Origin of the sequence: Algoriphagus sp. AGSA1 (assembly GCF_021390545.1) — a bacterium.
In the GTDB taxonomy this organism is placed as follows: Bacteria; Bacteroidota; Bacteroidia; order Cytophagales; family Cyclobacteriaceae; genus Algoriphagus.
Genome location: NZ_JAJUWR010000012.1, coordinates 177,932 through 189,897, shown reverse-complemented (window position 1 = coordinate 189,897; position 11,966 = coordinate 177,932). Strand labels below are relative to the sequence as shown.

Below are 11,966 nucleotides of genomic sequence, written 5' to 3'. Positions count from 1 at the left end.
TCCTTAAAGGCTACATTTAAGTCTTGTTTTTGCACACCTCAAAATACATGTTTTGAGTTAAAACAGGAAAGGCTAGCCGAGAAATCGACTAGCCTTTTAAACTAGCTACTTTTGAGACAGCCTCTTTTAATAATTAATATAATGGCCTAAGTATTTTATTTAGATTTAATCTTAATAGGCTTATTTTTCCTTGTCAAAAAACTGAATGGGTCTGTTGATGGATTCTTCGAGTACGATCAGTGTTTCTGTTCGGTCTATTCCTTCTACTTTTTGAATATTATCCAATACCAACCTCAGGTGATTGGTGTCCCTGCAGATAATCTTGGCGAAAATTGAGTAATTTCCTGTGGTATAGTATGCACTCACTACTTCAGAAATTGTTTTGAGTTTTTCGATCACGGTATCATAGAGGGAACTTTTTTCCAGGTAGATGCCAAGAAAGGCTGATATGTCGTATCCGAGCTTAGAAAAGTCAATATTCAGCGTGGCACTTTTGACGATGCCCATATCCTCTAATTTTTTCATGCGCACATGAACGGTACCGGAGGATACAAAGACTTTTTTTGCGATCTCGGTATAAGGCGTCTTTGCATCTTCGTTAAGTAGAGAGATGATCTTCAAGTCTATGTTATCGATATCTAAAATTTTGTCCATTTTTATCGAATGATTTTGGATGATTGTTAATGAATCTGCCTGTAAATTAGAAATTGTTCAAAATATTGCAAAATTTTTTTTTCAATTTGTAATTAAACCCAAAAACCACTTACTTTGGATTCGAGATAGATGTCCGATTGAATATTTCGTCTCGCATGTAATACTTCGAATTAAAGTTTGGAATCGTTTGGATTTCCAAATTTTAGTTTAATTTCATCTGAAACTTTTAATCTCTAAAGTTATATTTGGGTTTATATTCTGAAAAGGGTCTTGCTTCTGGCGAGACTTTTTTGTTTCCTAGCTGGTTTTTATGGAGCATCCCTAAAAGATTCGGTTTGCTCCATTGTTTAAAGCGTCTCCACAGCATTTGTAGATGCATAAATAGTGTACTTCTGACAATATGATAATAGCCCAGTTGAGGGTGCAAGGCTCCTGGTCTAAGTTTTCTCTACTTCATCATAACTTTGATTCCTGGATTTTTTTTAAGCGGTTAGCGTACCAAACCCAGGTGTTTTTACCTTTGGTAGGTTTATGACAGTCGGTTTTTCAAAATTTTCGGAAAATTAACCGGATAGAACTACAAAATCAGAGCGCTTTAATAAATCAGATTGACTATGAAAATAAAAAGGTTGGCGATTGTACTTATTGTATTGTTCTTAAGTTTTCAATCGCTAGTAGCACAACAAAAGAGGCCATTGACCCATGCCGATTATGACGGCTGGGAGAGGTTGGCCTCACAGAAAATCACAGACGATGGCCGATGGGTAGGGTTCCAGGTCTCTCCTCAGGACGGAGATAGCCGTATTGAACTTTTCCCTTACAAAGATCCCACAAAGCGGAAAGTAATCCCCAGAGCGTCATCTTTTGACTTTTCCCCTGATGGGACCTTTGCGGTAGGCAAAATTGTGCCTGAAAAAGATTCCGTTTATGTCCTTAAACTGAAAAAGACCAAAAAGGAAGATATGCCTTCCGATAGTCTTTTCATTTATGATTTGGCTGAAAACCAACTGGAAAAGCTGCCTAAAGTTAAGTCATTTGGAATGCCTGAAAAATCAGGGAGCTGGATTGCCATCCATTTTGAAAAAGCTAAGAAGGAGAAGGAAACTGCGAATAAAGATACTGAATCCGATAGTACAGCTAAAGCGGAAAAACCAAAAAAGACAGAAGGGACCAAACTTACCGTGAGGGCACTCGATGGATCTGTAAGCTATGATTTTGAGAGAGTGAAGTCCTACGGCTTTTCTAAGAATGGCGAGTTTTTTCATTATGAACTGGCAGAGGAAGATACGCTGGATAATGCTGCGATTTATCTGTTGAATCTTTCCACAGGAGAAAGCAAATTACTTTCCGAAGGAAAGACTGCCTATACAGAGGTTACGTTCTCACCCGAGGCAAAATACCTTGCTTACCTTGCTACAGATGATTCGATCAAGTCAAAGAAGCCTTATTATTCCCTCTTTCTTGTAGAAACTTCCAGTGCGGAAGTAAAGGAGATCGCGACAAAGGAATCTGAGGGGGTATTGGATAAAGGTATTATCAGTGGAAACGGTAACCTGAAATTTTCTGAGGATGAAAACCGCTTGTTTTTCGGAGTAGTTCCTGATTATATGGATTACAGCTATGAAAGCGACACCACGATATTGGATGAAGATAGGGTCAGTTTGGATATTTGGGGCTGGCAGGATTCGGAGATTCAGCCTATGCAACTCAAAAATAAAAGCAGGGAGGAAAAATTCTCCTATTTGGCCACCGTCGATCTTACCAACGAAAAGATTACCCAGCTCGCTGACCTGGAAGTGAAAAATGTCATTCTGGAAGCAAAAGTAGAGCGGGATTTTGGTCTGGCATGGACAGATGAGCCATATAGAATCAACTATAGCTGGAATATACAGACAGGTAGGGACTTGTATTTGGTTGATTTTGCTACCGGCGAAAAGACATTGATTGAAAAAGACGCTTCAGGCTATCCGACTATTTCTCCTGCTGGGAAATATGTGTATTGGTATGATTCACGGGACAGCAGCTGGGTGGCCTACGATGTAGCATTAGAAGAAAAAATCAACCTCACCAAGGAGCTTTCTGTTGCTTTTCACAATGAATTGCATGACTCTCCTTCATTGCCAGGTAGCTATGGCAGTGCTGGTTGGATAGATGGCGACGAAGGGTTTTTGGTTTACGATAGATTTGATATCTGGAAAATAGATCCTAAAAACCCAGCTCAGGCAGTTAACCTTACCCAAGCGGTAGGGAGGAAATCCCAAACGGTATTTAGAAGACAAAACCTGGATCCTGAGGAAAAGGGTATAGATCCTAATGGACAGTTGCTTTTGACTGCCTTTAATGAGAAAACCAAAGATTCTGGATATTTCACTGGAACGTTCGAAGGGAAATCAGCCCCTAAGCAGTTGATTATGTCTGCCAACAGGTATTATGGATTGACCAAGGCAAAAGAGAGCCGGGAGATTTTTCTCAACAGATCAACTTATGCTGAAAATCCTGACTTGTATTTGAGTGACCTGACTTTCAAAAACCTTAAAAAGGTATCTAATCTCAATCCCCAGCAGGCCGAGGTCAACTGGGGATCTGTAGAATTAGTTGATTACATGACCAACGACGGGGAATCTTTACAGGGATTGCTGTTTAAACCTGAAAATTTTGATGCCTCCAAAAAGTATCCGATGATGGTGTATTTCTATGAACGGAACAGTGATGGATTGCATAATTACAGGGCTCCAGCACCAAGTGCTTCTACCATCAATATTCCATATTTTGTAAGTAATGATTACCTGGTTTTTGTGCCGGATATCACCTACAAATTGGGCCTCCCGGGACCTAGTGCCTACAGTTGCATTATTCCTGGGGTACAGTCTATTGTTGCAAGAGGTTTTGTAGATGCTGACAACATGGCTATCCAAGGACAGAGCTGGGGTGGCTATCAGGTCGCTTACCTCATCACTCAGACAGATATGTTCAAAGCAGCAGGCGCAGGAGCCCCGGTGGTAAACATGACTTCAGCATATGGGGGGATCAGATGGGGTACAGGAATGAGCCGCATGTTCCAGTATGAGCAAACCCAATCTAGAATAGGAGGTACTCTTTGGGAAAGACCGGTTTACTATATAGAGAATTCCCCGCTCTTTTTCATGGATAGGGTAAAAACACCTGTTCTCATTATGCATAACGATGAAGACGGGGCAGTGCCGTGGTATCAGGGAATAGAGATGTTTATGGCTTTGAAGAGACTGGGCAGCCCAGCTTGGTTGCTACAATACAACGGAGAAGACCATAATCTGGTCAAACGCAAAAACAGAAAGGATCTTTCCGTACGCTTAAGTCAGTTCTTTGATCATTACCTGAAAGGGGCACCGGAACCCCTATGGATGAGCGAAGGTCTTCCTGCAGTGCAAAAAGGGAAGACACTAAAATATGAACTTGAGGATTAACTAGGGCATGATGAATAATGCCACTATCAGATCAAAAGTGATAATTGTGATTGAATGATCCACTTTCACGTGAAGGGGTTTTTAACAAGCCAGAACTAAAAAAGGACCGGAAAACAATTTTCTGGTCCTTTTTTATAGTAGCCTGGTGTGGAATGCTGATTCTTTATCTTTTACATATTATACCGCTACAACAGCCTTTATGTGTGGGTGTGGATCGTAATTGACCAGTTCAAAATCCTCGTATTTAAATTCAAAAATATCCTTTACTTCAGGATTGATTTTCATCGTGGGCAACTCTCTTATTTCCCTGCTCAATTGAAGTTCAGCTTGCTCCAGATGGTTCGAATATAGATGGGCATCCCCAAACGTGTGGATAAATTCTCCCGGATTCAACCCACAGACCTGCGCTATCATCATGGTGAAGAGGGCATAAGATGCAATATTAAAAGGAACCCCCAGAAAGACATCAGCACTACGTTGATACAACTGGCAGCTCAATTTCCCATCGGCAACATAAAACTGGAAGATGGTATGACAAGGAGGCAAAGCCATGTTGTCAACGTCAGCCACATTCCAAGCACTGACAATATGCCTGCGGCTATCCGGCTTGGTTTTGATCTGATGGACAAGATTTTTGATCTGATCGATTTCGCCTCCCTTTCCATCTGGCCAATGACGCCACTGATAACCATACACCGGGCCTAGGTCACCGTTTTCATCGGCCCATTCATTCCAGATGGACACTTTGTTGTCATTCAGGTATTTGATATTTGAATCACCTTTGAGAAACCACAAGAGCTCGATGATGATCGATCTCAGATGTAGTTTTTTGGTTGTGACTACAGGGAAACCCTCCGAAAGGTCAAAACGCATCTGATGGCCAAAAATACTCCGGGTCCCGGTTCCGGTTCTATCTCCTTTGACAGCTCCTTCATCAAGGATTTTTCTCATCAAATCGTGGTATTGCTTCATTTTTCTGCTTTGGTTTACAACTTCCGGCAAGTTAATCAGTTCGGACATTAAATGGAATTGATTTGAAACATTGCAGTCTTAAACTTATTATACTTAGAAAGAATTTGCGGAATAAACCCCAATCTCCATCACCAGATGTTCCAAAAACAAACTGCCTATATTTTTTTACTGCTTACTGTCGTGCTCAGTATAATGCTGATCATATACCGTCCGGTTCCTCAGTTTGATTATGATTTCGAAACTTTCTTTCCCCAAGACGATGAGGATCTTGATTTTTATCTAAGCTATAGAAATCAGTTTGAAAATGACAATGACTACTTGCTTGTTGCCTTGAGTAATCCTGAGGGCGAGCTTATCACGCCTGATTTCATAAAGAAAGCCAGCGAGGTGCAATCAGCCCTTCAAAAACTGAGTCAAATAGACACACTCATTTCTATCCTAAACTTGGAACAGCCTATAATAGGGATTTTTGGGGTGAATTATAAAAAAGTCCTGGATTGGTCAGATGAAAAATCTCTTGGGGAATTTGACATTCAAGCGGAGCAGTTTAGCTCCCGGCTGATCTCAAAAGATGGAAATTCGCTTCTATTGTGGATTAAGAATAGCCAAAATATATCCAAGGCTGAGGGGGATCTATTATATGATTCTATCCGAAGTGTATTTGCCCGCTATGAGATCAAGCCTAAAGCAATTGCCGGTAAAATTCAAATGCAAGGTGATTTTGTGCATCTGATGCAAAAGGAATTTGGGATGTTTTTCGGGTTCTCTATCCTGATCATGTTGTTTTTGCTGGTCGTGATTTTTCGATCCTGGTGGGCTGTACTTATTCCACTACTGGTTCTTGTTATAGGTGTGGCATGGGCTTTTGGATTACTTGTCATTCTTGGGAAGCCCTTTGACCTGATGTCTGTGATGCAACCCACTATTTTCCTGATTGTGGGATTGAGTGCTTTGATTCATTTTTTTACCCATCTGATCAAAAAGCTAAAAAGCGGAATAACTAAAGATATTGCGATCCACGAGGTTTTTAAAGAACTGGTTGTAGCGGTTTGGCTGACCATGCTGACCACCTCTTTGGGTTTTTTATCTCTTTATTTTACCAGCATACCTGCGCTTCAGGATTTTGGATGGACCACCGGACTTGGGATTTTGGTCGTTTTTGTAGCTGTTATTTGTACCGCACCAGGGCTTTTGTTTTTGATTCCTATCAGAATTACCCCCTCTCCGCACAAGTCTGAAAAACCAGGTGTTTTGCATAGGCTTTTTGTTTGGCAAATAAGCCATAAGAAGTTGATTGTTTTTTCATTCATTGGAGTTTCAGCTGTGTGCGGTTTCGTAGGATCTAGAATTCAGATTAATGGGTATTTGCTTGACAATCTTCCTGTCGATCATCCCATTCTGCAGGATTTTGCCTACTTTGATCAGAACTATGGAGGATCAAACCCTCTTGAAATATCCCTAGCTGTTGGGGAAGAAGCTTCCTCACTGTTGGACTACGATGTGCTGCTGGAGTTGGAAAAAGTAGAACGTAAAATCATCAGCTTATTTGGAAATGTCCAACCGGTTTCTCCACTTACGCTGGTGAAATCTCTGAATCAGGCTCAGAATCAGGGGGATCCTGATGCTTTTCTTTTGCCTTCCAGATGGCAGCGTCAGCGTATGGATCGCTGGCTAGAGGCGGCCCTGATCAGAGCAGACATCAAGGTGCTCAGTGAGGATAGGACATCAGGTAGATTCAGTGGGAGGACCGCAGATCTTGGGTCTATGCAAATGACGCAACTCAGGAGGCAACTGGACGACTATGTGGAGGAGCATGTAAACCCACGCCTGCTTCAGGTAAAGTGGACAGGAACAGCTTACCTGATAGACAAGGGACATAGATCCGTCACGTTGCAGATGGGGAAAGGTCTGGGCGTGGCGTTTTTATTGGTCGGAGTAATAGTTGGAACCCTGTTTAGATCCTGGCGGATCTCGTTTATTTTGTTGGTTCCTAACCTGGTCCCCCTTCTTTGGATGTTGGGTCTGATGTATTTTATGGGAATTGAGTTAAAGTTGACGACGGCGATACTTTTTACTGTTGCGTTTGGCATAGCGGTGGATGACAGTATCCATTTTATGAGTAGGCTCAAAGTCGAACTTTCATCCGGGAAAAATCTTATCTATGCCTTGAAACGGACATATTTGGAAACTGGCAAAGCGATTGTCTTAACCACCATTGTACTTATTTCCGGATTTGGACTGTTGACCTTCAGTCAGTTTGGTGTTACCCACTTTACAGGCTTATTGATCTCCGCCTCATTGCTTTTTGCCTTGCTCGCTGATTTGATGCTACTTCCTCTTTTGCTACTGCCTCTGAAAAGAATGTGGGGAAAAAGTCAATAAACGCAATTTATTCCCGATGGATTCCTTCCCAGGTGAAGGTCGCCGACACAGGGTAATGGTCTGAGTAATCAACTTCCCTATGTGTTCTGAAATTTACGGCTTTTAGCCCAGGACTTGAAAAGATATGGTCTATTCTTAGGAAAAATAAAATACGGTTATAAGTGAACCCAAAACCCCGTCCCGCATTTTCGAAGGCATTATCATATTTTTCTGACAATTTGAAATAAGTATATGAGTAGGGGATCTCGTTCAAGTCCCCCATCAGGATCAAAGGATACGGACTATTGTACATATGCTCCAGCAATATGCCCAGCTGCTTACTTCTCGCCAGACTTCCCCGTTGGAGTTTACCCAAGGTTTGCCTGTAGTTTTCTTTGACCCCATCCAGGTTTTCCAATCCTTCCGAGTCTATTCTCATAGACTCTAGGTGGGCATTGTATATCCTTATGGTGTCTTTTCCCACCAATATGTCTGCGAAAATCGCCCCATTAGTGCCTTGGGCATTGAAAACCTTGCCGTCATTGACGATTGGATACTTAGAAAATATTGCCAAACCGTTGGATCTTTTTTTAGGATTGCCGTCTGTGATATGATAAGAAACCTTGTAATTGGAATCCTTGCCAAGGATTTTCAATGCATCCCGTGATGGAGTGGTGTTGTCCTGATAGAATTCCTGGAAAGCCATGATGTCTGCCGGCTGTTCTTGCAGCCAAGAGAGCACATTGGATTCCGGGGAGTTTTCGTTCTTTGAGTTGTAATAGAACATGTGGGCATTGTAGGAGAAAACTTTTAACCCTTCGGCATTTTCATTTTTAGGATGGATCTGGAAGGTGGCAAGGAAAAATTTATAACCTATCAGCAAAGCCAATAATGGCAAAATGGCTAATTTCCTCCAAGATAATATGAGGATGAGCAATAAGAAAAGATTCAATAGGATGATCACCGGAATAAAAAAGGGGAGTAATCCTACATACCGGAAATATTCCGGTGAAACATAGACACTTGCAAACAATATTAATGTGACGGCAAAGAGGAGCCAGGTAATGACTTTCATGAAGTATGATTGATCTGGTAATAAAGTAAGCAATAATTCATGAACCTATTAATGTGAATGGTTTATTTAACCTTTACGGACAATAATCAATCTACTTTAATTATTGTTTTCACGCTGACACATTAACGGGTATCAGAAGGATTTTGTATGTTTCGGTATATTATGGGTCTCGGGACAATCGAATAGAGGTCTGAATTTTGCTCATTTACTTATTATTAGTTACTTCGAATAGAAAATTACCCAATATGAAATCGAGCATGACTCAAGAGTCATACGAAGGAACGATTATCTGTGATGCGAGATTCCATGTGACCATTAAAAAACAATTATAAACACATGAAAACGTACCAAACTATTTTGTCTGCCGCCATAGCTTCTATGGTGTTCAGCTCATGCGGTGAGTCCAAGGTTTCTGAATCCAAAGATTCAGGGGTAGCATCTGAAACCATGGAAGTTGCTGGAAAGGCAGAATCCCGTCCTAGCCCGTTGATGGTAAAAGAGGGAGAGATTGGGGGGAAACCCTTCAAGGTGCAATATGGTTCTCCCGCTGTAAAAGGCAGGGTGTTATGGGGAGATTTGGTTCCTTATAATGTAGTATGGAGAACGGGGGCCAATGAAGCGTCCTATGTGGATCTGGCTCAGGATATGGTGGTAGAAGGGAAAAAACTCCCTGCTGGTAAGTATTCCTTGTTTACGATTCCTAAGGAAACAGGTTCCTGGACTGTTATTTTTAATTCTGAATGGGATCTGGAGCATGGACATTTTCAGTATGATGAAAAGAATGATGTGCTCAGAGTGGAAGTGAGCCCTGAGTGGGAAGCAAGCAGTCAAGAATCTCTGTCAATGGAAATTCAGGATCCGGGCTTGGTCATTCGATGGGAAAAGCTGAAGCTGCCCATCAGTATAAATTAAATATCATTCAAGATAAAGCCTTCAGTATGTCACTTATTGAGGGCTTTTTTATGTGAGTAGGTAAAAGGAACCGTCTATTTGTTTGATAGTTCTAAGATTGGATTAAATTCGCCCTATATCTTAACTATTTTCAATGAAGCTTGTAGGATTTTTAATCACTTTGACGCTTGCCATAGTCCTTGCTGTAGCTGTTTCCCGTCCTTTTGGTGCTATTCCTCCCTTGGCCCCCTTACTTGATCCCTATCACGGATTTTGGCAAAATTGCTTCTCTGAAGACAAGCTGGATGAGGGTGAATTAGCCCTCGAAAAACTGAGCAGTGAGGTGAAGGTGGTTTACGATGAAAACCTTATCCCCCATATTTTTGCCAACGGCCAAGAGGATCTGTACCGGGCACAAGGTTATATTACAGCTAAACATAGGTTATGGCAGATGGAGTTTCAGACCATGGCAGCTGCTGGTAGGATTTCCGAAATCGTTGGTTCGATCGCACTGGATCTGGACAGAATGACCAGACGAAAAGGATTGGCTTATGGTGCTGAAAAGGGGATGGAATTCATCAAAACGGAGGATCCGAAATCGTACAAATTACTAGAGGCGTATGCGGATGGGGTCAATCAATACATTGATCAGCTTTCTGAGGCTAGATTGCCCGTGGAATATAAAATTCTGGGCTATCGGCCCGAGCATTGGTCTGCTTATAAATCTATACTATTGTTAAAGTATATGACCGATATGTTGGTGGGGGACCGGGATCTTGAATATTCCAATCTACGGAAAATTCTTGGTGACGTGATGCTTGATAAACTATATCCGGAATATCCGGAAGGGGTTGATCCTATTATTGAACCGGGGCATAAGTGGGGATTTGAAGCCATGACTGTAAATCACCCCGACAGTATCAGTTATCCGGATGATCTGTTGTTAATTGATCCATTGCCGCAGCCAGAAGAAGGAACTGGGTCTAATAATTGGGCGGTTTCCGGATCTAAAACCAAAAATGGGCATCCTATTTTGGCCAATGATCCCCACCTCAGTTTAAATCTCCCGTCCCTTTGGTATTCTATGCAGTTAACTACTCCAGATCACTCGGTGAAAGGAGCAACGCTGCCTGGCGCACTGGGTGTGATCTCTGGCTTTAATGAAAATATTGCCTGGGGTGTGACCAATGCCACCCGCGATACGAGAGACTGGTATAAGATCACTTTTCAGGATGAGACACGGAAAGCCTACAAGTATGGTGATAAATGGAGACAGACTTCTTTCAGGGTAGAGGAAATAAAAGTAAAAGGTGAAGCGGTCTTTCTTGACACCGTGGTTTACACCCATTATGGTCCGGTGGTTTACGACCAGAGTTTCAATTCTATGCGACAGGATGTGAATTTTGCTCTCAAATGGAACGTGCATGAAGGTTCCAATGAGCAAAGGACATTTCTTGAGTTAAATACTGCGAAAAATATACAGGACTATAACTCAGCCTTGGATAATTTTACTGCTCCTGCACAGAATTTTGTTTTCGCTTCCAAGAGTGGCGATATAGCCATGCGGATCCAAGGCAAGTTTCCTTTGAAATGGAAGGGACAGGGCAAGTTTTTCATGGATGGAGCAGATCCAAATATGGAATGGCAGGGATATATTCCAAATGAACAGAATGCCAATACCTTAAATCCTTCCCGTGGGTTTGTCAGCTCGGCAAATCAGCATCCTACAGATTCTACCTATCCTTATTATGTATTTGACAACAGCTATGAATTCTATAGAAACCGACGGCTAAATTCAAGACTCCGGGAAATGAAGGCAATCACAGTGGAGGATATGCAAGGCCTTCAGTTTGACGATTACTACCTGCACGCAGCAGAAGCACTGCCGGTGATGATGGACATGCTTGGAAGTGAGTTTGATGCAGATCCCGATGCCAAAAGATATATATCCTTACTTAAGGAATGGGATCTATACGCTGATCCAAACCAAAAAGCTCCTACCTTGTTTTACATCTGGTGGAGAAAAGCTTATAACCATATCTGGAAGGAATTGTCCTCCTATGGAGCTCAAGTAGTACTTCCCAGCTATTATCAAACAGTTGTGCTGATGAAACATGACCCGGCTGACAGCATATTTGATATAAAAAACACCTCTGTTCTGGAGACCGCCACTATTCATGTAAAGGAGGGGTTTAGGGATATGCTCGCGGAAATGAAGAAATGGGAATCCGAGGAAGGTGATTTTTCTTGGGCTAATTATAAAAGAACCACAATTCAGCACCTTGTTCCCCAGTTTAAATCATTTTCTGTGGAGAATGTGTACACAGGGGGAGGATCCGGTATTTTGAACGCAACGAGTGCCCGGCATGGAGCCAGTTGGAGAATGGTGGTAGAATTAGGGCCTGAAATCAATGCTTTTGGAATATATCCCGGGGGGCAATCCGGAAACCCAGGGAGTAAATACTACAGTAATTTCGTAGAAAAATGGGCAAATGGTGAATACCTGGATTTTAAATTAAGAACTCCCGGCCAGGAAGAAGGGATCTTGTTTCAAACTATTCTAAAATAAA

Annotated in this window: 7 protein-coding genes; 4 read left to right on the top strand and 3 right to left on the bottom strand. The window is 41.8% G+C overall.

The annotated features are described in order from the left end of the window. Positions 1-180 precede the first annotated feature (180 nt). Positions 181-654, bottom strand: coding sequence for an Lrp/AsnC ligand binding domain-containing protein (locus LZF95_RS11605; RefSeq protein ID WP_086498399.1), 474 nt, complete (start codon positions 652-654; stop codon positions 181-183). A gap of 614 nt (positions 655-1,268) precedes the next feature. Here LZF95_RS11605 and LZF95_RS11600 point away from each other — a divergent pair. Beyond that, entirely contained in the window at positions 1,269-4,097 is a 2,829-nt protein-coding gene (locus tag LZF95_RS11600) for a prolyl oligopeptidase family serine peptidase (protein WP_233755161.1), read from the top strand. A gap of 177 nt (positions 4,098-4,274) precedes the next feature. Here the strand turns inward: LZF95_RS11600 and LZF95_RS11595 are convergent, their stop codons facing one another. Then, positions 4,275-5,069, bottom strand: coding sequence for a thymidylate synthase (locus LZF95_RS11595; protein ID WP_233755167.1), 795 nt, complete (start codon positions 5,067-5,069; stop codon positions 4,275-4,277). Between the two features lie 135 nt (positions 5,070-5,204). Between LZF95_RS11595 and LZF95_RS11590 the strand changes: the two genes are divergently transcribed. Then, positions 5,205-7,451, top strand: a complete 2,247-nt coding sequence (locus LZF95_RS11590) for an RND family transporter (protein ID WP_233755160.1) — start codon at positions 5,205-5,207, stop codon at positions 7,449-7,451. A 7-nt stretch (positions 7,452-7,458) separates the two neighbouring features. On the opposite strand, the gene LZF95_RS11585 is transcribed toward LZF95_RS11590, so the two are convergent. Next, complete coding sequence (locus tag LZF95_RS11585) at positions 7,459-8,505, bottom strand: endonuclease/exonuclease/phosphatase family protein (protein WP_233755159.1); 1,047 nt, start codon at positions 8,503-8,505, stop codon at positions 7,459-7,461. Between the two features lie 336 nt (positions 8,506-8,841). On the opposite strand from LZF95_RS11585, the gene LZF95_RS11580 reads away from it, so the two are divergent. Both LZF95_RS11580 and LZF95_RS11575 read left to right on the top strand, forming a co-directional pair. Beyond that, positions 8,842-9,417, top strand: coding sequence for a DUF2911 domain-containing protein (locus LZF95_RS11580; RefSeq protein ID WP_233755158.1), 576 nt, complete (start codon positions 8,842-8,844; stop codon positions 9,415-9,417). Positions 9,418-9,550: 133 nt separating this feature from the next. Continuing rightward, on the top strand, positions 9,551-11,965 hold the full coding sequence (locus LZF95_RS11575) for a penicillin acylase family protein (protein WP_233755157.1): 2,415 nt from the start codon (positions 9,551-9,553) through the stop codon (positions 11,963-11,965). Position 11,966 lies beyond the last annotated feature (1 nt).

Bases quoted from the DNA above. Each gene is read 5' to 3' on its own strand.
- LZF95_RS11595 (WP_233755167.1), bottom strand. From the start codon at position 5,069: ATGAAGCAATACCACGATTTGATGAGAAAAATCCTTGATGAAGGAGCT.
- LZF95_RS11605 (WP_086498399.1), bottom strand. From the start codon at position 654: ATGGACAAAATTTTAGATATCGATAACATAGACTTGAAGATCATCTCT.
- LZF95_RS11580 (WP_233755158.1), top strand. From the start codon at position 8,842: ATGAAAACGTACCAAACTATTTTGTCTGCCGCCATAGCTTCTATGGTG.
- LZF95_RS11585 (WP_233755159.1), bottom strand. From the start codon at position 8,505: ATGAAAGTCATTACCTGGCTCCTCTTTGCCGTCACATTAATATTGTTT.
- LZF95_RS11590 (WP_233755160.1), top strand. From the start codon at position 5,205: ATGTTCCAAAAACAAACTGCCTATATTTTTTTACTGCTTACTGTCGTG.
- LZF95_RS11575 (WP_233755157.1), top strand. From the start codon at position 9,551: ATGAAGCTTGTAGGATTTTTAATCACTTTGACGCTTGCCATAGTCCTT.
- LZF95_RS11600 (WP_233755161.1), top strand. From the start codon at position 1,269: ATGAAAATAAAAAGGTTGGCGATTGTACTTATTGTATTGTTCTTAAGT.